At 41.3% G+C, this 21,025-nt stretch carries 23 protein-coding genes; 17 read left to right on the top strand and 6 right to left on the bottom strand.

All coding sequences use genetic code 11. The features are described from left to right. Window positions 1-7 precede the first annotated feature (7 nt). Window positions 8-511 carry a gamma carbonic anhydrase family protein gene (locus GPK88_RS07425; RefSeq protein WP_173761949.1) on the top strand — a complete coding sequence of 168 codons (504 nt, stop codon included), beginning with the start codon at window positions 8-10 and terminating at the stop codon, window positions 509-511. A gap of 84 nt (window positions 512-595) precedes the next feature. Here GPK88_RS07425 and GPK88_RS07420 read toward each other — a convergent pair whose 3' ends face one another. From GPK88_RS07420 to GPK88_RS07400, 5 genes are all read right to left on the bottom strand, one after another. Beyond that, a complete protein-coding gene (locus GPK88_RS07420; protein ID WP_418408151.1) occupies window positions 596-1,975 on the bottom strand; it encodes an alanine/glycine:cation symporter family protein in 1,380 nt (459 codons plus the stop codon). 174 nt (window positions 1,976-2,149) lie between these two features. Next, on the bottom strand, window positions 2,150-2,956 hold the full coding sequence (locus GPK88_RS07415; RefSeq protein WP_180215105.1) for a sulfite exporter TauE/SafE family protein: 807 nt from the start codon (window positions 2,954-2,956) through the stop codon (window positions 2,150-2,152). Then, window positions 2,953-4,275, bottom strand: a complete 1,323-nt coding sequence (locus tag GPK88_RS07410; protein WP_173761950.1) for an amidohydrolase family protein — start codon at window positions 4,273-4,275, stop codon at window positions 2,953-2,955. The genes GPK88_RS07415 and GPK88_RS07410 overlap by 4 nt, the downstream gene beginning before the upstream one ends. Before the next feature lie 110 nt (window positions 4,276-4,385). Next, window positions 4,386-4,832, bottom strand: a complete 447-nt coding sequence (locus GPK88_RS07405; protein ID WP_148446604.1) for a hypothetical protein — start codon at window positions 4,830-4,832, stop codon at window positions 4,386-4,388. A 2-nt stretch (window positions 4,833-4,834) separates the two neighbouring features. Beyond that, window positions 4,835-5,689: a DUF3100 domain-containing protein gene (locus GPK88_RS07400; RefSeq protein ID WP_173761951.1), complete on the bottom strand. Its 855-nt coding sequence runs from the start codon at window positions 5,687-5,689 to the stop codon at window positions 4,835-4,837. Window positions 5,690-5,993: 304 nt separating this feature from the next. On the opposite strand from GPK88_RS07400, the gene GPK88_RS07395 reads away from it, so the two are divergent. The 12 genes from GPK88_RS07395 to GPK88_RS07340 all read left to right on the top strand — a co-directional run bounded on the left by GPK88_RS07395 (window position 5,994) and on the right by GPK88_RS07340 (window position 15,685). Continuing rightward, complete coding sequence (locus GPK88_RS07395; protein ID WP_148446600.1) at window positions 5,994-6,689, top strand: Crp/Fnr family transcriptional regulator; 696 nt, start codon at window positions 5,994-5,996, stop codon at window positions 6,687-6,689. Between the two features lie 9 nt (window positions 6,690-6,698). Then, window positions 6,699-7,403 carry an alpha/beta hydrolase gene (locus GPK88_RS07390; RefSeq protein ID WP_148446599.1) on the top strand — a complete coding sequence of 235 codons (705 nt, stop codon included), beginning with the start codon at window positions 6,699-6,701 and terminating at the stop codon, window positions 7,401-7,403. A gap of 89 nt (window positions 7,404-7,492) precedes the next feature. Next, the gene (locus tag GPK88_RS07385) at window positions 7,493-8,041 is read left to right on the top strand and encodes a hypothetical protein (protein ID WP_173771473.1); all 549 of its coding nucleotides are present in this window, start codon (window positions 7,493-7,495) and stop codon (window positions 8,039-8,041) included. A 52-nt stretch (window positions 8,042-8,093) separates the two neighbouring features. After that, window positions 8,094-8,750 (top strand): flavodoxin family protein, encoded by a 657-nt coding sequence (locus GPK88_RS07380; protein WP_148446595.1) that lies wholly within the window; start codon window positions 8,094-8,096, stop codon window positions 8,748-8,750. Between the two features lie 53 nt (window positions 8,751-8,803). After that, entirely contained in the window at window positions 8,804-9,388 is a 585-nt protein-coding gene (locus GPK88_RS07375; RefSeq protein WP_148446593.1) for a nitroreductase family protein, read from the top strand. An 80-nt stretch (window positions 9,389-9,468) separates the two neighbouring features. Further along, window positions 9,469-10,188 carry a hypothetical protein gene (locus GPK88_RS07370; RefSeq protein ID WP_148446592.1) on the top strand — a complete coding sequence of 240 codons (720 nt, stop codon included), beginning with the start codon at window positions 9,469-9,471 and terminating at the stop codon, window positions 10,186-10,188. Beyond that, complete coding sequence (locus GPK88_RS07365; RefSeq protein WP_148446590.1) at window positions 10,178-11,053, top strand: hypothetical protein; 876 nt, start codon at window positions 10,178-10,180, stop codon at window positions 11,051-11,053. Before GPK88_RS07370 ends, GPK88_RS07365 begins: the two co-directional genes overlap by 11 nt. 1 nt (window position 11,054) lies before the next feature. After that, window positions 11,055-11,453 carry a hypothetical protein gene (locus tag GPK88_RS07360; RefSeq protein ID WP_148446588.1) on the top strand — a complete coding sequence of 133 codons (399 nt, stop codon included), beginning with the start codon at window positions 11,055-11,057 and terminating at the stop codon, window positions 11,451-11,453. A 269-nt stretch (window positions 11,454-11,722) separates the two neighbouring features. Continuing rightward, a complete protein-coding gene (locus GPK88_RS07355; protein WP_173761954.1) occupies window positions 11,723-12,202 on the top strand; it encodes a hypothetical protein in 480 nt (159 codons plus the stop codon). 323 nt (window positions 12,203-12,525) lie between these two features. Beyond that, complete coding sequence (locus GPK88_RS07350) at window positions 12,526-13,692, top strand: AIPR family protein (protein WP_215707649.1); 1,167 nt, start codon at window positions 12,526-12,528, stop codon at window positions 13,690-13,692. 2 nt (window positions 13,693-13,694) lie between these two features. Beyond that, window positions 13,695-13,916, top strand: a complete 222-nt coding sequence (locus GPK88_RS07345; RefSeq protein ID WP_148446583.1) for a helix-turn-helix domain-containing protein — start codon at window positions 13,695-13,697, stop codon at window positions 13,914-13,916. Between the two features lie 80 nt (window positions 13,917-13,996). Continuing rightward, window positions 13,997-15,685, top strand: coding sequence for a lysozyme inhibitor LprI family protein (locus GPK88_RS07340; RefSeq protein WP_173761956.1), 1,689 nt, complete (start codon window positions 13,997-13,999; stop codon window positions 15,683-15,685). Between the two features lie 67 nt (window positions 15,686-15,752). On the opposite strand, the gene GPK88_RS07335 is transcribed toward GPK88_RS07340, so the two are convergent. Then, a complete protein-coding gene (locus tag GPK88_RS07335) occupies window positions 15,753-17,138 on the bottom strand; it encodes an MATE family efflux transporter (protein WP_173761957.1) in 1,386 nt (461 codons plus the stop codon). 178 nt (window positions 17,139-17,316) lie between these two features. Here GPK88_RS07335 and GPK88_RS07330 point away from each other — a divergent pair, with 178 nt between their 5' ends. Genes GPK88_RS07330 through GPK88_RS07315 form a run of 4 tightly spaced genes read left to right on the top strand, consistent with a single transcriptional unit; the run spans window position 17,317 to window position 21,017 of the window. Then, window positions 17,317-18,234: an AraC family transcriptional regulator gene (locus GPK88_RS07330; protein WP_215707648.1), complete on the top strand. Its 918-nt coding sequence runs from the start codon at window positions 17,317-17,319 to the stop codon at window positions 18,232-18,234. A gap of 42 nt (window positions 18,235-18,276) precedes the next feature. Continuing rightward, window positions 18,277-19,071 carry a hypothetical protein gene (locus GPK88_RS07325; protein ID WP_173761959.1) on the top strand — a complete coding sequence of 265 codons (795 nt, stop codon included), beginning with the start codon at window positions 18,277-18,279 and terminating at the stop codon, window positions 19,069-19,071. Window positions 19,072-19,110: 39 nt separating this feature from the next. Continuing rightward, a complete protein-coding gene (locus GPK88_RS07320; protein ID WP_148446571.1) occupies window positions 19,111-20,700 on the top strand; it encodes a DUF2075 domain-containing protein in 1,590 nt (529 codons plus the stop codon). Then, window positions 20,697-21,017, top strand: a complete 321-nt coding sequence (locus GPK88_RS07315) for a nucleotide pyrophosphohydrolase (RefSeq protein WP_148446569.1) — start codon at window positions 20,697-20,699, stop codon at window positions 21,015-21,017. Before GPK88_RS07320 ends, GPK88_RS07315 begins: the two co-directional genes overlap by 4 nt. The last annotated feature ends 8 nt before the right edge of the window (window positions 21,018-21,025 follow it).

The following is a 21,025-nucleotide window of genomic DNA, read 5'->3' as shown; positions in this document are numbered from 1 at the left end:
AGGAAAAATGAATTATAAAAATGTAAAAATCGCAGAAGGCGCCAGGATCGCAAAACAGTCTGTGATCCTTGGGGATGTGACGATCGGCCGTGACAGCTGTGTGCTGTACTATGCAGTGATCCGTGGAGATGATGCTCCGGTAGTGATCGGAGAAGAGACTAATATCCAAGAAAACTGTACCATTCATGTAAGCCACAATATGCCGGTCCATATCGGAAACAATGTTACTGTAGGGCATAATGCGGTGATCCATGGATGTATCATCGGAGACCGTACACTGATCGGAATGGGAGCGGTGATCCTGGATGGTGCAAAGATCGGAAATGACTGCATCATAGGAGCCGGAAGTCTTGTGACAAAAAATACGGTGATCCCGGATGGTTCACTGGTAATGGGAAGCCCGGCCAGGATCAAACGAAACCTTACCTGGGAAGAAAAACTCGGAATCGTGGAGAACAGTAAGGAATATCTTTCAGTGTCTGAAGAGATGAAAGAACAGGATGTGTTGTAAAATAACAGCTCCAACTGCCTCGTAATGATCAGAAGCAGTTGGAGCTGTAACTTTGTTATATACGACTTTATAACTATGAATGTTTTACTTATCAATCACTTCTACTGGAGTATCGTCCCGTGCATCCAGATTATTGATGTATTTCTTTGTTTCTTTTACGATCACATTGGAAAGCAGCAGTACTGCGATCAGATTGGGAATGGCCATCAGCGCATTCAGGATGTCGGCTACGGTCCATACCAGGTTCAGGGAAATAACAGGAGCAATGGCAGCTACCGCGATGTACAGCACACGATAAGGGATGAGGCCTTTTTTGCCGGAAAAATACTCTACGCACCGTTCCCCGTAATATGCCCACCCAAGGACAGTAGAATATGCGAAGGAAATGATACCTACCACCAGGATCACAGGGCCAAGGATCGGGATCTGCTGAAATGCGAGGGTGGTAAGGACACCACCGTCAGTGATATTTCCCATGTCTATGGAAGGATTTTTCATAATGCTGGTGACAAGAACGAGACCGGTCATCAGACATACTACAACGGTGTCCCAGAATGTACCGGTACTGGAAACAAGAGCCTGACGTACCGGATTTCTTGTCTGGGCTGCAGCTGCGGCGATAGGCGCGGAACCCATACCGGATTCATTGGAAAAAAGTCCTCTTGCGATTCCATACTGCATAGCCATCATGATACCACGTCCCACAAGACCTCCTGCAGCGGCACCAGGAGTAAATGCAAGTTTGCAGATGGTTTTTACGGCAGGAATGATAAAATCGAAATTGATCCCCAGGATGACGATACATCCGATCACATAGAAAAATGCCATAAACGGAACAAGACGTTCACATACGGTTGCAATGGATTTGATCCCGCCGAAAATAACAAGAGCAGTAAGAACAGCCACAGCAATGCCGATCACTGCTGGCGGGATATGGAGGTTCTCGTTACATACCGTTGCGATGGCATTGACCTGGGTGGCACATCCGATCCCAAAGGAGGCAAAACCGCCAAAAAACGCGAAGATCAGACCAAGCCAGCGCATATTTAAGCCACGTTCCAAAGCATACATGGCACCACCCTGCATACGTCCGTCTTTGGTTTTGACACGGTATTTTACGGCGATGAGAGATTCGCTGTATTTGGTGGCGATTCCAAAAACACCGGTAAGCCAGCACCAGAGAACTGCACCGGGACCGCCAAGAGCGATAGCAGTACCGACACCGATGATATTTCCGGTTCCAATAGTAGAAGCCAGTGCCGTTGTCAGAGCTCCAAACTGGCTGACTTCACCTTCTGCATCGTGATCTTTGGTGACAGACAGGCGGATGGCAGTACCAATCTTTCGCTGGATCACCCCGGTGCGGATGGTCATAAAAATATGAGTACCCAGAAGCAAAATGATCATCCACCAGCCCCACACCAGACTGTCGATCTGGTTTATCACATTTCCGATTGCATTCATCATAGAAATCTCCTCCCTTTCTCAAAGCGAAATCCCTGCAGGACTGCAGAAATACCAACAAGAGCGTACAGACACAGGAAACATGTGCTGTACGCCCTTGTACGTTACGCTCTTTAGTTGTGATTATTACGTTGATTATACAGGAATTTTCAGAATGATGCAACAAAAAATATTTTACATCAGCATATAAATGGCAATGCATACAGAGAATACAGCTACAAATATCTTCAGCCCCTGAACAGGAACTTTTCCCGCGAAACGGCTTCCCAGCCATACACCGATCCCATGAGTCAGAACGATCAGTACCAGAAGTCCAAGGACTTCTGTCCAGGTAATTCTGGAAAGATAGCCGATACATGCAGGAATGGCAATAAACACGGAGTCAAAAAGTGCCACACCGACGGCGATCCTTGTGGACACTCCGCATGCTACCAGAAGAGGCATCACAAGGACCGGGCCGCCTGCACCGGAGAGAGAACAGATCGCTCCGGTAGTGATCCCAAGGAAGATCAGGAATCCCATATGGTCTGCAATGGATTTTGAACGTACAGGCTCAGAAGAGTCTGGGCTTTCATTTGAGGCAGCGGAAGCTGCTTTTCTTTTTTCATTCCACATCCGGACCAGAATGGAAGCACCGGAAAACAGTACCACCAGATAAAGGATGGTTTTGGCTGTGGATTTCTCGATCATGGACTGAAGGAATACACCGGCAATGGCACCGATGAGGCTGCCGATACCAAGTTTCAGAGACATTTTTACATCCAGATTTCCGGCTTTGTAATAATTAAAAGAACCGATAATACCGGATACCAGAAACGCAAGAAAACTGAGTGCCAGCGCATAAGTTACGTCAAAGCCAAGTCCGCCTGTGTACAGCATAGGCAGCAGAAAACCGGCAATTCCACAGATTCCGATGCATCCGCCAACTGCCATATTTGCGGCTGCGATGATCACGAGAGTCAGGATCGTTAAAGAATTCATTCAGACACCTCCCCGGAAGTAAAATATTTCTCTGCCTGCCAGAGGATCTTTTCCTCATCCAGGGTCAGTACCTGGCGGTTTCGCATCAGAAGTTTTCCGTTTACAATGCTGTCAGACACATCATTTCCGCAGACACATTCCAGAAGTGTATTTACCGGATTGTTTGTGGCAAGAAGATGTGGCTGGCGCCAGTTGATGGAGATCAGATCGGCTTTGAACCCTTCTTTTAATACACCGGATTTTTCTTCACCAAGAAGGTGAGCACCGTTTTCAGTAGCCATTTTCAGGATGGTTTTTGCGGGCATTACAGCTGGATCTGCATTTTTTACTCCCCAGAAAGAATTCATGACAGAACGGAAGATCTTCATTTCATTCCAGAGACTTAAGCCTCCATGTGCAGTTCCGTCTGTGCCAAGACCGGTGCAGATTCCCTGTTCCAGAAGAGAAGGAGTATCCGGCACACCTTTTCCGCAGTTACTGAAGGGACAATGAACAACTTTTACCTGATTTTCTGCAAGAAGAGAACGTTCGTGAGCAGACACCATAATGCTGTGGGCAGAAAGGAAATCCGCATTCAGAACCCCGAGAGAATCCAGATATTCCACAGGACGCAGCTGAAATTTTTCCAGAGTATAATTTACTTCTCCGGCATATTCATTCATATGAGCCTGAAAAAAAGTATTCCGCTCTGTGGCCCGTCCGGCAGTGGCTCTAATAAGTGCAGGGGAGCAGTTCATCAGTGCACGTAAGGAATAGAATACTTTCAGATTTCCCTTTCCGTGAAATTCATCAAAAAGACGGTCCTCCGATGCAAGAACTTCCTCCGTAGTCTGTCGTATGGAATCCGGAAAATTTCCCTGATCCATGGATGAATGGGAAAGTGCGCCGCGAAGGCCTGAAGCCAGGTAAACTCTGGCAGCTTCTTCCATAAAATAACTTCCTGCGTCCACAAATCCGGTAGTTCCGTTTTTGATCATCTCAAGGGCGGCAAGGCTGGCACTGAGACGCATTTTTTCCGGAGTCAGAGTGCTTTCAAAAGGCAGCATGATCCTGGTCCAGATCATGGGCAGTTCATCCAGTACCGCACCTTTGAGAAGCTGCTGCCCGGTATGCATATGGCCGTCTATAAGGCCTGGCATCCACAGGAGATCTTTTCCATCGATGGTTTCTGTGGCTGTAAGGCAGGAAGGCTCTTCAGAGGTGATGGAAAGGATGGTTCCGTTCTGGATGGCAATGAAAATGCTGCGCCGGATTTGGAAGTTTTCATCCAGGATGGAAGTGTTACGGATTAAGATATCACAAGTTGTTTTTTCGTTCATTTTTACCTCCCAGATTAAAGCTGATTTTTGAAATCTTTGTTTTGTGTGACAGGAAAAAACAGCCGGTCAGTGAAAAGACACCAGCCGGCCGAAGAAAGTCCATGAATTTATCAGATCACATGTGTCAGAGACAGAACAATCTGGGCGATGATAGCAGAACAGGTAAAGGTTCCGATCATGACCAGAGCCGCGATGAGAAGCATTTTCCATCCCTGTTTTGCAAACTCTTTCAGCTGGTCGCTGATGGAGATTCCGGCATAAGCACCAACCATGGTCAGCGGTGCGGTGAAATTGATCTTTCCGGCAGCTTCGATCACAAACTCACGGGCAGGGCATAACGGGCTTGCAACAAGAAGTCCGATAAGAGAACAGTAAGCGATCACCGGCAGCTTGAAAGGCACCAGTTTGCTGATCACTACCGATACAAAAGAAATCGCAAGGAGGATCAGGATGCCTGGAACAGAATCCATAAAGTTTACCTGAAATCCTACAAAATTGGCAAGGGCGATTCCAACACCTGCCACAAGAAACATTACAGCCCACTCAATATATCTCATTGTTATTTCTCTCCTTTTCCTTTTCCAGCCAGTTTGTCATGGATCGGACCAAGCTTTGGTTCCAGTTTTCCGTAAAGCCAATTACACAGCGGGATACCTACAAAGAGGGCCATGTAAATTCCATCGATGCCTGAAATAGTTTCACTGGCACTTGCAAGTGCACCAATCTGATCCGCCATTGCCGGGAACATTTCTGATAACGTAGCGGTGGCAGTTGCCATCATGATGCCGGCGCCAACACCGGAAGCCATACCAAGTGAATACGGATGAAAAAGGCCGGTGGAAGCGATTACGGTTGCCATAAAACCAAAGAAGATGGTTCCGACCATTCCGCCGATGATGTAAATGGAAAGACTTCCGCGTGCTTCAGGGGAGTCCGGTCCGAATACATCCTGCATCAAAGCCAGGTTCGTCTCGCGGTTAATGGAGTGGCAGGCACCGACAGCCTCACGTTTCAGGCCAAGGAGCAGTGCGATAGGCAGTGACAAAAAGATGGTTCCCAGGTTTCCGAACTCCTGAAGGAGAAGTGCCGGACCTGCGGAGATCACAGTCTCAATACTTGCGCCTGCATTGATGCCGAGCTTGGCGATAAAAGGACAGATACATACGATAACCAGTTTGGATGCAGCCTTTACCTCAGGCTTTTTGAATATCTTCAGGATCTGAGGTCCTGAAAGGATACCAAGAAAAATAGAATAAAAAATAGGAAACAAGATCAAAGTTCCTGGTCCCAGGGGAATCTTGATCTGTCCTATGGAATCAGCAATTATGATAAAGATCAGTGCGGCGAGATAGATTTTCCATTCTTTTTTCAGGCGCTCGCCAAGGCCTGAATACATAAACTCCTGTTGCTTCATTTCTTACCTCCCTAAAATGTATCAGACAGTTTTTCGGGGCTCCCATGTGTATCAGCAACAAGGTTGGATGCAAAAAACTGCTGGTAAAGTGATTCGGATGTATTCTATAACGATCCGGTACAGAGCTTCGGGCAAAGCAGATAAAATACAGTTGCCTGTCTGAACTCTTTACGGCGAGGATTGTACACTTTTGAAAAAGTAAAAAAAAGGACAAAAGGGACTTTTTGGAAAAAAATATAAATTTATAGAATAACTCATGGTATAATGAAAGAAATATTTATTATTGTTTTGTTGGAGGAAAGAAATGACACTGGAAGAACTGATCGAAACCTATCCGGAGGTAGAAACTTATTTCAAAAATATGCCGGAAGAACTGAAAACCCGCTACACCATCCGGAAATTTCCACCGGGAACTATCATCCATCAGAAAGACTATCCTCTGGATTATTTCGGGATCGTATGCAGCGGAGATCACCGGGTAATCAATGAATTTGAAAATGGAAATGTATTTATGATCGAAAAAAACGAGCCCATTGATTTTATTGGTGAAGTTACGATTCTTGCGGAAAAACCTCTCACATCCGTATCTATCGAAACACTGACAGAATGCGTGGTATTTATGATCTCCAGAGAAGATTTTGAGATGTGGATTGCCCAGGATATCCATCTTCTGCGCCTGGTAGCTCACAAGATCGCATACAAACTTTACCGTTCCTCCTACAACCGGGGCGCCAGACTTTTTTATCCTCCTACGTTCCTGTTCCTGGACTACATGCTGAAATTTGCCTCCGCCCACAACATCGAGAAAAAGGGCGAAGTTATCCTCCGGAAAACAAGGGAAGGAATCCGGGAAGAACTGGGAATGACTGTAAAAACCATCAATCGTACCATTACAAAACTGAAAGAAGATGGACTCATTGATACCCGCAAAGGAAAGGTAGTTATGTCGCTGGAACAGTATCGGATGGCAAGGGATAAGATTGGGTATTATGTGTCGTGAGAAATAATTATGGAAAAAAATATTTTTGAGATTAATAAAATCACCTGCTTTGTCTATGCAAATAAAAATCCGGAATATTTTCTGATTCAGCCAGTTAACGAACCGCATGCACAGATGTTGGACGGGCAGATCCGGTTTATGACAGAACACACAGAAAAGAGTTTTCTGGTGGCTGCATTTCTGGTAAAAGACTGGAACCAGGATCTGTCACCTTGGTGCGCTCCGGCGGTATTCGGAAAAGAATCCTTCGGAGAAGGTGCAGGCGAAACATTGGCATTTATAGAAAAAATGCTGATACCGGAGATCATGAGACGATATAAATTAGAAGAAGATATAAAAGACATTCCAGTAATTCTGGGAGGTTATTCCCTTGCAGGACTGTTTGCCTTGTGGAGCACTTACCAGGAAAAGAGTACTGTCAAATTTGCGGCAGCAGCCGGAATATCGCCATCCGTATGGTTCCCCGGATGGCTGGAATATGCGAAAACAAAACAGATCCGAACGAAACAGGTATATCTCAGTCTGGGAGACCGTGAAGAGAAAACCCGGAATGCTGTAATGCGGCAGGTCGGGCAGAATATTCGAGAAATGGATCGCTGGTACAGGAATAATGAGAAGATAGAGTGTGTGCTGGAATGGAATGAGGGAAATCACTTCCGGGATGTGGACGTGCGATGCGGGAAGGGATTTTTGTGGTGTATGGGGAAAATATGATATGGAAAAACATATGAAATTATAAAATTTATCGGCGTTTTCTTCCGATAATCTTATGGAAGAATAAAATAAGAAAGAGTGATATAAGTATGAGTAAATATATTTATAAACAGATATTAATAATAGGCCTTATTGGTGCAATTGTTTTTTCGTCCAGAATTACAGAATATCCGACAGAGGCTGCTACAACAAAAATTACATATAGAATTGAAAATAAACAGCAAATTAAAAAATCTAAAAAATTAACAGCGAAATATCTTTACCAGTTGCCGCAAATCAAAGGAAATAGTTCAGCAATTCAAAAAATAAATAAATCTTTAATACAAGATTATAAGTCGACTTTTCAATATAAAAAGAATTTATTTAATTATTTTGAAGAATTAAAGAATTCTTCTTATAAAAACATTTATTATACAAACAAATGTAGTGTGACTTATAATCGGAATGGTTATATATGTTTTAGATTCATTTCTAAATGGTACGCTGGAGGAGTTGGAGAAACCAGAGAATATGGTTTAACTTATCGTCTTAAAGATGGAAAGAAATTAGGGGTTCAAGATGTAGTTGCAGGGAAAAAAAGTTTTTGTATGTTTTGGGCCGTATATCCCCGGCGGAGGTCATGGACATGTCTCAATTGAATTAAAAGGGAAACTGTAAAATTTTTTATAAAATAAAGAGGAGAGCATTCACATGAAAGTACTATTACTAAACGGCAGCAGCCACCCCAACGGAACCACAATGGCAGCAATCAAAGAAATGGAAAAAGTTTTTCACGCAGAAAATGTAGAAACCGAAGTGATCCAGGTGGGCGGAAAGCCGATCGCGGATTGTCTGCAGTGTAATGTCTGTCAGAAAACAGGAAAGTGTGTGTTTAAAGATGACGGTGTGAATGATTTTGTAGAAAAAGCGAAGTCTGCAGATGGTTTTGTTTTTGCAACACCGGTGTATTTTGCACATCCCAGTGGAAGGATTTATGATTTCCTGGACCGTGCGTTTTACAGTGCGGGGAGTGATGAAGTTTATGATGCTTTTAAATTCAAACCGGGAGCAGCTGTGGCTGTTGCAAGAAGAGGCGGAACGACCGCGGCGCTGGATGGTCTGAATAAATATTTCGGAATCGCACAGATGCCGGTTGCCGGTTCTACATACTGGAACATGGTGCATGGTTTGTACGGGGAAGAAGCACCGCAGGATGAAGAAGGAATGCAGACCATGAGAAATCTTGCCAGAAACATGGTATGGATGATGAGATGTTTTGCTCTTGGAAAAAAAGAAGGGGTGCCTTATCCTGCGACAGAGACAGAAGCATGTACGAATTTTATCAGACGGGAAGATAACCAGAGATAATATTTTGTTATGTGAAGATGGTATAGATAAAAACTCGAATCAGGAGGCAAAAAATGCTGGAAGTGATCAAAAACAGAAGAAGTATCCGAAAATACAAAAACGCACCGGTTTCCAGAGAGCAGATCAGCGAGATCCTGCATGCAGGAATGCTGGCGCCGTCTTCTAAAAACCGGCAGCCGTGGAGATTTATCGTAGCTGCTGGCGCAGCAAAAGAAGAGGTCTGCAATGTGATGGAAAAAGGAATTTCAAGGGAAAAAATAAGCCCATTTATTCCGGACAGCAGACCATATATAACCGGTGCGGAGCATACCCTTCAAATCATGAGGCAGGCTCCGGTGATCATTTTTATTGTGAATGAAATTGCGGCCTCTTTTGATAAGACACCGACTATGGATGAGCGTGTATCGGAAATCTGCAATGCACAGTCCATAGGTGCTGCCATTGAAAATATGACACTTACCGCTACGGAGCTTGGGCTTGGAAGTTTATGGATCTGTGATACATTTTTTGCTCAGAAAGAGCTGAGCGAATGGCTGAATGGAGAACTCTATGCAGCACTGGCCATCGGCTATGCAGCGGAAAATCCCTGCGCCAGACCAAGGAAAAAAACGGAAAATGCCATAGAATGGCGAGAGTGAAAATGCTTTCATTGAGAACAGAGAAACAATATTTTGCGAATCAGATAATCTGGATACCTGATTATACAGAGGGAGGTTTTATGAAAAAGTTTTATTTGAAATTGGACATCTTGAATATGCTTTCAGATGAAAAGAGACGAAAAACTTTTGGGACAGAAGAAGAGAGCATGCTTAAGGACGCTTTTATTGACGCAGGAATTATTGACAAAGAAACTCTTGAGATGGATGCCATGGCGGAGGAACTTCTCAATGCGTACTTGATGAGCGAAAACAGAGTGATTCTGCATTTTCATGAAGAAAAAGAATATGTGATTCACGGATTTTATTTTGTGGATGATCTGATTACTATGGTAAGTGCCTATAAGGAGGGTGGAGAATTTCTCTGGCTGCCAACGGGAAATTATATTATCGGTGTTTTTGCAGATCTGTTAAAGGATATTGAAATCAAAGAAAAACAGGAAGAATTTACAGGGGATTTTTCAGAGTATTGTACAGAAGATAATTATAAAGAAATATTACCGCAGCAGATAACGGAAACTTTATATAAAGATATTTTGTTAAGTTCATCCGGGAAAAACGAATTATGGATGAAAGGACATGGGAGCAGTAAAGAAGATCAGTTTTTTATATATGTTGTTTTCAAAGATCAGAAAGCATACTATTACAGACAGGAAAATATGCAGTTTACATATGGATGTGCGGATGAAATACAGCTGATACAGATATTAAGTGGATGGATGCTGAAAAAACATCGTGAACTTATTATGGGGATGGAAGAGGTGAAGAAGGATGGAGTTTGATATTAAGCCATATGTTGTAAAAGATTGCAGCTCCAATTTTGATAATATGATACAGCAGGTCAGAAGTGTAAAGGATGGAGTCGGGCGGGTCAGAAGAAATATAAGTATAAATTCGGCTTCTACAGCAAATATCCGGACATCCCTTCGCAACTCCCAGAATAATATGGAAGCACTCATCGAAAAATTGGCATCTCTGGAAAACGGCCTGGATGTTGCGGTAGATTTATATTTAAGCTGTGAACGAAATATCCTGGGACAGCAGAATAATAATACAAATTCATCCAGTGGAAGAAAAGGATTAAGTGGCTGGTGGAGCAATTTTAAAGAATGGGCCAGTACAGGTGTGTGGGATGATCCGGACAAGGCTGCCCGGATAAAACGTGATAAGGCAATGGCGAAGGAACTTCGTGATCTGCTTAAATCTGAACGATTCAGTAAGAAGACATGGAAAAAGGCTTCCGTTGAGGAAAGAAAACAGATTCTGACGGAATTGTTTGCAGAAATGCAGAGGATTTATGGAATAGAGCTGACAGATATAACAATTCAGCCAATTGAAGCTGAGCCAGGTTATATTACATATGGATATTATATGGATTACAATAAATCTATGTGTATTAATGAGGATTTGCTTGCGGATGCAGGAAATTATAAACAGATTATGGACACTATGGCCCATGAAATGCGGCATGGGTATCAACATGCAGTGGTTGAAAATCCGGATGCGTTTCAGGTCGATCCGGGCACAGTAACAGAGTGGCGCAATAATATTCAAAATTATAAAAGAATAGAAACGGATGGTTTTAAGGCATACAGGGATCAGCCAATAGAAAGAGATGCCAGAAAATTTGCAGGTTGGGTAGTATAATATGAAAAAAAATATAATAATAAGCTTGGTGATAGGTATGGGAGTATTTGGATTTTTGGGAAGTGTATTTCGAAAAAATGAAGTAATGCCAGTAAAGGCAGAAAAAGAAATCTCCAAAAATAAAGAACAGGAATTAACCTTTGAAGGGGAATATGTTTTTTTGCAGAAAATATTAAACTGTGATGAAGACCATGCAGTTGCAATCGCAGATACTTTTGAAAAAGTAACAGGTCAGAAGCTTGAAGATGCAGAACTGATTTCGAAAGAAAAAAGAACGAGAATATTAAGGGTAACTTCCGATAAAAATGATTATTATTTGCAAATTTCAGGAGTAAATGTAGTAAATGAAATACGTGCAGATGCAAAAGATGGAGAAATTTTATATCAGATTATCTATTAAAAATCAGGTAAAATACTACAAGAGGGAAAATTATGAAAAGGAAAATATTGAAAATAACTTTTTTTATTGCGGCAATTAGTACAGGTATTGCTGTGAATTCAATAGAGAATCATGTCCCCGTCTTGTTCCATCACCGATTATCCGGAATATGACGAAATTGTAAATCAGTATTACAATGGAATGGTGCTGAACTGGTCAACGGAGGATTTCAGAGAACATAATCTTTGTTACCTGGCAGGATACGAGACCGGCGTGGCTCAGATCGGCTATTGTGCCAGGATCAGACCATTGCCAATGAAGGTTCCAGCGGAGCTGCATTGTCCATCTGGGGATATTATGATTTTGTTTCCGGTCAGTTGCAGTTAAAAGAAGGCATTTTTACAGATGGAGATAAACATCCGGAGAATCCGTATTTTTATACAACAACAACTTTTTATGAAGACTATTCCAATCCAATTTCTGAGGAAGAGGCAGAAAATATCATTAACAAATATACTTATGAGACGATACCATATATATCGTTAGCTGATATTAATAATCAGAGTGCTGTTGTAGAAAGCGGGACATCTTCTTTCTGGCAGCAGGCAGAACAGGAAGTAAATGAAACAGAGCAGCAGGCATCTGTTGCGGAATCAGGAAATGAACAGTATGAAATCTGGGACAGGTGTTTAAATGATGTATGGGGCTATCTCCAGGAAGCTCTTTCTTCTGAAGAAATGGAAACTCTGATACAGGAGGAAATGGACTAGATTCAGAATAAGGAGAATATTATAAATACCATAAAAATGCAGTCGGGAGAAGAGGCATTAAAAAAAGCAGCGGAAATTACAAGAGAAAGAGTGTATGACTTATTGAATATGCTATGATGCAACATAAATAAAACAGCTGACTGGATCCGGGAAGCTGTTTGAATACATTCCAAAGCATAAAATCTGTATTTTTTCATCGTAAGATGGAAGGGTGCAGATTTTTTGTTTCAAATGCAAAAAATGATATTGACAAAATAACGATATTGCGATATTCTGAAAAAGCGATATACGTAAATAACGGTATTTTATAAGGAGGAACCATAATGTCTGTGACAAAAACCATGTACGTAAAAGAAAATTCATTTCGTAAACTGGATGACCCATTTAATAGTCTGGCGAAAAAAAATGTGTTTTATGTAAAGATCTGTGATGTGCCGGGTGGGATTCCAATGGCGACCAATCCCCGTGACCAGAGACTTACATCCGGGGTCGCACAGGCAATTCAGGAATCCCTGGAAAGTAACGATGGCTATTTCCATCTGAAAAATCGGGGAATTGTCCTTTCCGCAAAGAGCTGTACATACAATAATCAGACAAAAGAAGTAAAAATTGACTTTGCAGACAGTATGCTTCATGGTAATATTGATGGTGGACATACTTACAAAATTGTATGTGAACATCGAGATGCCGATCTTGACCAGTATGTTCAGTTTGAAGTGATGACAGGTGTGGAAGATATTATTGAAAAGCTGGCAGAGGCACGTAATACATCGGTTCAGGTAGATGAAAAATCCATGGCCGAGCTTCAGCAGAAATTTGATCCGATTAAAGAGGGGCTTGAGGGAATGCCATTTTTCAGCCGGATTGCGTTCAAACAGAATCAGCAGGCTTTTGATGAAGAAAATAATAAAAGACTGAAAATGATTGATGCACGTGAGATTGTTTCAATTATCAACATGTTTAATATTGATAAGTTTAATTCAATGACACATCCGATCAGGGCGTATTCTTCCAAGGCCAAAATGCTGGAACTTTATCTGGAAGATCCGGAATCTTACCGCAGGTATGTAAATATTATGCCGGATATTTTTGATTTATATGATGCTATTGAGATGGAATTTGCGACTGCATTTAATGAAACCGGTGGAAGATACGGACGTAAAAAATATTCCGGATATAAAGACGGAAAGGTAATTGGCAGTTCGAAGTTTGGCCTTCATGAGATTTATTACAAAATTCCGGATGGACTGATTTATCCGACAGTTGCAGCTTTCCGGTCTTTGGTTATACTGAATGAACAGACAGGTAAATATGAATGGAAAAATGGAGTAAATCCAATTACTGTATGGGATAAATGCAAAAAGAATCTGACAAATCAGATTATGAATTTTGCATCTGCAATCGGTGATAATCCAAATGCAGTAGGTAAGGATTCAAATATCTGGAATCTTGCATATATGACGGTATTACTTCAGCAGGAGATGAACTAATTATGGAAAAAAAATTTGTCGTAAAACTAAAAGTGAAAGAAGCGCTGGAAAGCAGAAAACTCAGCCAGAAAAAACTGGCGGAAATGTCCGGGATCCGGGAATCTACAATCAGTGACATTGTGCGGGGCACCCGTACAGTTATTAATTTTGAGCATCTTTCCAAAATTGCAGAGGCTCTGGAAGTAACGGATATAAGAGAGCTGATTGATTTTGAAGACAAATAAGCATTCCCGTTTCAAATGCGTAGAGTATTAAGCAGAGGAAGAGGAATGTGAAATAAAAAACAGAAGAAGGGGTAAATACTATGAAAAAGAAAAGATTAGAGTTGGCAGTTCTGGTAACTTTTTTGGGTGCAGGTGTTGCGGTGTTTCCGGGCAGTAATGTTTATGCAGCTGAGGTAAATGAAATTTATAATGCAGATATAGATCCATATTTTGAAAATGATATGGAACTGTACTGCCAGTATGTGGAAAGCCATGAATTAAGTGATTATCTTGATGGCAGAGACGGAATCTTCGGAGATATCAGTTTCTCTGATATATTTGCGGAAAAAGTTAAAGTTGCGGATTTTGACGGAGATAACCGTGTAGAAGTGTGGGTAACGGGACCAGCTGCGGCTGCAAATAATATTGCGGGAATTCTTGATATTTCCAACGGAGAAGTGAGCTGTGTGTTTAATGGCTGGGGAAGTGAAGTTGGCAGATATACAGATCCGCAAACTGGTAAGACAGGACTTGTAATTTATGAAGGAAATACAGAAGGAGAAGAAGACTGTCATCTCCGGGAGAGTCTGTATGACGCGGACTGGAACAATGCTGCCATACTGTATGAAATGCAGGGCAGCCAATTGGAGGATACGGTCACATATACTGCTTATACAGATGGCAGTCAGCGCCAGCTGACTATGCAGGAATATGGTGATGAAACGGAAAATTTGAAAAACAGCTGTATAGAGACAGAGGCTGTGGCAGAAACAAAAAGAGAAGCAGAGGATGAGATTCCCCATATGGATAAACAGCAGGTTCTGGAATTTCTGCAGGAAGTATTATCACCAGGATCATCGGAAAACAGCGATCCTTCACAGGACAGTCCGATTACCAGCTATCCGGAATACGATGAAATAATCCGGCAGTATTATAATGGAGTAAATGCAAACTGGTCAATGTCGGATTACAGTGACAGAAATCTGTGTTATCTGGCCGGATATGAAATGAGCAGCAGTGACCTGGGATATTGTACTATGGATATTGATGGTGACGGTATTGAGGAATTGATGATAGGATCTGTTAATGCGGATGCAGATACATCCATGTTCTTTGATTTGTATACAATGGTTAATGGACAGAGGTCGCTTGTCATTTCCAGTGGAGAACGTGACAGATATTATTTATGTGAGGATCATACCATTGCAAATGAAGCTTCAGGAGGAGCAATGAGTTCCAGCTTTAAATATTATGATTTTGTTTCCGGACAGTTACAGATAAAAGAAAATGTTTTTCTAGATGGTTTTGATCATCCGGAAAATCCATGGTTTTATACAACAACAGAAGATTGTACTGATTATTCCATACCAATTTCTGAGGAAGAGGGACAGAATATCAGGGGAAAATATTCACATATGAATATACCTTATGTGTCATTGAGCGAAATTGGCTCTCAGACTGTTGCTGAAACAACGCAGCCAGAGACTTCCTCATACAGACAGCAGGCAGAAGAAAGTGTAAAAACAGCGGAACAGAAAGCATCTTCTGCGTTAACGGGAAGTGAACAGTATGAAATTTGGGATAATTGTCTGAACGAGATTTGGTCATATTTACAGGAAGCACTCTCTTCTGAAGATATGGATACATTGACACAGGAAGAACTGGACTGGATTACAGGCAAGGAGAACATTATAAATTCCGCAGAAAACCCATCAGCAGAAGAAACATTGATAAAAGTAGCAGAAATTACCAAAGAAAGAGTTTATGAACTGCTTGACAGACTGTCATAAAAGAAAATAAAAAATGCTCAGATCACGACGGTCTGAGCATTTTTTGAAGATTTGAGAAAATTTTGGATTACTCTTCCGGAATTTTCTGGATAATGGTTTTGTTTATAACGAGCAGGAAGGCCACAGATACGATCAGTGAAATAATTTCTGCAATGGGAAAGGCCCACCATACTGCATGAAGTCCGCCAATCGAAGATAAAATATAGGCTGCCGGTATCAGAACGAACAACTGACGCATGATGGATACGATCATACTGAAGATAGCTTTTCCAAGGGCCTGGAATACAGTTCCTGCAATGATACAGAACCACGCGATCAGATAGTGGATGCCGATGATCCGAAGGGCAGGGATACCGATGGCGAGCATATCGCTGGAAGCACTGAACAGTCCAAGCAATGTTTTCGGAATAAATTCAAAGGCAAGGAAACCAATAAATGTAAAACAGAATGCGATAAACATACTGACTTTGACAGTTTTAAGCATACGCTTTCTGTGGCGTGCCCCGTAATTGTAGGCGATGATCGGTGTAATACCATTGTTAAGTCCAAACACAGGCATGAAGAAAAAGCTCTGTAATTTGAAATAAACGCCAAATACTGCAGTTGCAGTAACTGTGAACTGTACCAGAATCAGATTCATACAGTAGGTCATGATGGAACTGATAGACTGCATGATGATAGATGGAATGCCTACTGCATAAATATTGCCAATGATCTTAAGATTAGGACGGAAACCTTTGAAGCTGAGCTGTACTTCATGATTAAATTTATGGTTGCAGGTTCCGGCAACGATGCAGGCTACACACTGTCCGATCACAGTAGCCACGGCAGCTCCGGTAACACCCATTTTCGGAGCACCAAGAAGACCAAAGATCAGGATCGGATCCAGGATGATGTTGGTGATGGCACCGCACAGCTGGGAAGTCATGCTGAAGATGGTTTTTCCCGTAGATGTGAGCAGACGCTCAAAGAAAAACTGTCCGAGCAGGCCAAAGGAGAACATCATGACTGTGCTGAGATATTCGACTCCAAATTTAAGGATTTCAGGATCTGCGTTATGTACCTGGCTGGCGTAGAACGGTTTGACTACGGTAAATCCAAGAATCAGAAATACCAGATAACTTAATCCATATAAAAATGCCGCATTGCTTGCTGTACGGTTGGCTTTTTCAAAATTTTTTTCGCCGAGAGATTTGGAAAGTAGTGCATTCATACCAACTCCGGTGCCGGCACCTACCGCGATCAGAAGAGTCTGCAGCGGAAAGGCCATGGAAACCGCAGTCAGAGCGTTTTCGGAGAGCATGGCAACGAAAACGCTGTCTACAATGTTGTACAATGCCTGTACCAGCATGGAAATCATCATTGGCAGAGACATGTTCAATACAAGTTTCCCTACAGGCATGGTGCCCATTTTGTTTTCTGCTATGGGAGCAGATGTACTTTTTTGATTCATACTTCCTCCAGTTTTTGTGTTTCTATAGTTTTTTCGTCTAATTGGATATATTAGCATGAAAATATACGGGATTCAAGAGCAGAGGATCATCTGTTCAAAATATTATTGCTATTCTGCAGGGTTTCTAATAAAATAAAAGAAAACATAAGAAAATTTTTACAGAATATGGAGACAATAAATGCAGAAAGCAGAATATCGTTACTATGAAATCTCACAGGATATGCCTGTTCTGGTGCTTACCGGGGAAAAATGGGAAACCGTTTACGGGATGGACAATATGCATTTTCATAACTATCTGGAGATTGGTTACTGCCATTATGGAAAAGGAACGGTGCAGCTTGCGGAGAGAGAGCTTACTTATGATGCAGGGACGATTACATTTATTCCCCGTAACATTCCGCACAGGACATGTCCGGATCCTGAAAAGGCAGATGAAAAGCAAAAGTGGGAATATCTGTTTGTTGATTCCGATACTATTTTGAAAAAATGTTTTGCAGATGTGCCGGAGAAGTACACAAAATTAAAAAAGGATCTGGAACAGAAAGTTTTTGTGCTGGATCAAAAAAGTAATAAAAGAGCAGTAGAACTGATGCAGATGATTATAGAGGAAGAACAGTGCAAAAGGTCAAACTATAAGTATGCAATATTGACTTTCGGGCTGAATTTGCTGCTGTTTTTTGACCGGCTGGATCAGAAAGAAACTGAAGAAAAACCCCTTTCGGATACAATGGATTATATCCGGAAACTGATCAACTATATGGAACTGCACTATATGGAAAATATCATGGCGAAGGATCTTGCTAAAAGCTGTGAGTTAAGTGAAACGCATATGAGGCGGATCTTTCTAGAATATATGAATGCAACGCCCCTTGAATATCTGAATCTGGTGCGGATCAATAAAGCCTGTGAACTTCTGATGAAAGGAAACTGTTCGGTGGAGAGCGTATCCGAGCAAGTCGGATACACGGTTTTGTCCACTTTTATGAGGAATTTCAAAAAGATCACCGGGCTTTCTCCAAATTCCTGGAGAAAAAAGGCGCTGGAAGATCCGGAAAACATTGGGGCATATCAGGTTTCAGTATTTAAAGGATGGTAAGTAACAGCGATAGAGATCAGCTACAAATAGGAGTGTGTAATTATGAAAAAATGGAAATGTTTTTTAACAGCGATTGTGATCGCGGCGGGGAGTATGCTTGTGGGATGTCAGGGATTTTCATCAGCGAAACCCATAGAGGCCATGTATATCCCGGCGGGAGAAGACGGTCACCTGATGGTAGGAGAGGGAACCGGAAATGTTTTTACTGTGACAATGCCTGAAAATATCCAGGATAAAACCGGGAAAAAAATCTCCGAGGATGATCTGAACCGAGGCGATATCGTAGCAATCTACGGCGACGGGATCATGCTGGAATCCTATCCTGGCCAGTATCCAGGCGTGACAAAGATCAAAGTTGTCAAAGAAGGAAAAGCATCCGATGCCGACCAGTATCAGGACATTCTCGATGAATTTTGGCCGGAAAAAGATCCCGGGGAACTGCCATATCTGAATGTCGGTTATCGGGCATCTTACGGTGAAGTCAGTGCTTCTGCCATGCAAGGTGGATACAGCTGGAGCTATGCGGACAAAGATGGAGTTGAACAGAATGAAACCGCAGACAGTGTGGCAGTTACTCAGTGGACAGAGCTTCCGGCTATGAATGTGGATGGAACTACAGATATGGAACTGTACTTTGATACAAAGCCGGAAAAAGTAACAGCAACCGCATTTCCGGCAGAACTTTCCGGAGAAAGCGATCCAGGCGCAGGAGCAGAAGCGGAAGTAGAAGAAAAAGATGGAAACTATACGATAAAAGATGTACAGAAAGACATGATCTACCTGATTCATGGAGAATGGGGAAATGGATGGGTGGAATTTGGATTTGAAGTGGAATGATAAAAGAAATATACAAAAACAAAAGAATGTGATTGAAATATGTTTAAGATTATAGAAGGTAATTTTAAGAAAGGTCAATACAGTGATGAAGAATATCTGGACAATTGGCCAATGCTTTATATTCTTGAAAATGGAAAACAGGCATATATTGGGGAGTCAACCCATGTAAAAACTCGAATGATACAACATGCAATAGCTGAAGAAAAACGTATTTTTGAGAAAGTTCATTTTATATACTCAAGATTGTTTAATCAGTCGGTAACGTTTGATTATGAGTCAAAATTGATTCAGTATATTGTTGCAGATGAACTGTTTCAGGTTACAAATAAGAATTTTGGAATAGCGGATAAACAATATTATCAGAAAAAAGAGTATGATAAAAAGTTTGAAGCTCTCTGGAGAAAATTACAGAAACAAAAACTGGTAAAGCATTCTCTTGAAGAAATTGAAAATTCGGATTTATTTAAATATTCACCTTATAAAGAATTAAACGACAGTCAGAGAAAAGCGGTGGAAGAAATTCTTATAAAAATTAAAGAAGGTTTGGTTCACCGTGTTGTAGTAAATGGAATGCCAGGAAGTGGGAAAACTATTGTTGCAGTATATCTTATGAAGTATCTTGCAGACAGTGAAGCATATGCCGGAAAGAAAATAGGATTTGTTGTTCCGCAGACATCATTAAGAAAAACAATGAAACAGATATTTAAGAGTGTTTACGGACTCTCGCCGTCACAAATCCTTTCTCCATCAGATGTTGCGAAAAACAAATATGATATTTTACTTGTAGATGAAGCACACAGATTACATCAGTACAGAAATATTTCTTATATGGGATCGTTTAAACAAAATTGTGAAAGGCTTGGCTTTACAACAGATGCAGATGAACTGGACTGGGTTTTGAAGCAATCGAAATGTGCAGTATTGTTTTATGACCGTATGCAGGTGGTGGGACCATCCGGTATTAATTTTGAGAGATTCAATAAAAAAATGGGAGAATCATTTCAAGAAAGATCAATTGTCTATTTTACTCTGATGACGCAGATGAGAGTAAAAGGTGGAAATGATTATATTGATTTTGTCAAAGATATTCTTTCCGGAAAGTGTTCCCATAAGTATACTTCGGACAAATACAGTTTTAAGCTATATTCCGATTTCAGCAAATTTGAAAAAGATATGTATGAAAAAGAAGCAGAAACTGGATTATCCCGAATGCTTGCCGGGTACGCATGGCCATGGATAAGTAAGAAGAAACATGAGTTAAAAGATATAGAGATCCAGGGGATAAAGAAAAAATGGAATCACTGTACGGAGGGCTGGGTTCATACGAAGGAGGCAATCAACGAAGTAGGGTGTATTCATTCGATTCAGGGATATGATTTGAACTATGCATATGTGATTCTTGGTAAAGATATCGGTTATGATAAAGTAACAGAAAAAATTATAGTACGGCCAGAGTATTATTTTGACCAAAACGGAAAGAGAACAGCTGGATACGAAGAACTTTTAGAATACATAACGAATATATATTATGTTTTGATGACCCGTGGAATCAAAGGAACATATCTTTATGTATGCGATGAAAATTTAAGAGAATATTTAAGACCGTACATAGAAGTGGAGGATTTATGAAACAGGAAACAATAGAAAGAATAAGAAAATTTACAGAAGACCGTGATTGGGATCAGTTTCATTCACCGGCAAATCTAGCAAAATCAATTGTCATTGAGGCAGCAGAATTGCTGGAATGCTTTCAGTGGTCAGATGAAGAATATGATTTGCAACATGTGAAAGAAGAACTTGCTGATGTAATGGTTTATAGTCAGAATTTATTAGATAAACTGGGACTTGACGCAGATGAGATCATTAATATGAAAATGACACAGAATGAAAAGAAATATCCTGTAGATAAGGCAAAAGGTAAATCTAGTAAATATAACCAGCTATAAAAATGTTA

The sequence above is a fragment of the Blautia sp. MCC269 genome (genome assembly GCF_018785655.1).
Classification (GTDB): domain Bacteria; phylum Bacillota; class Clostridia; order Lachnospirales; family Lachnospiraceae; genus Blautia_A.
This window is presented reverse-complemented; position numbering and strand designations above follow the sequence as displayed.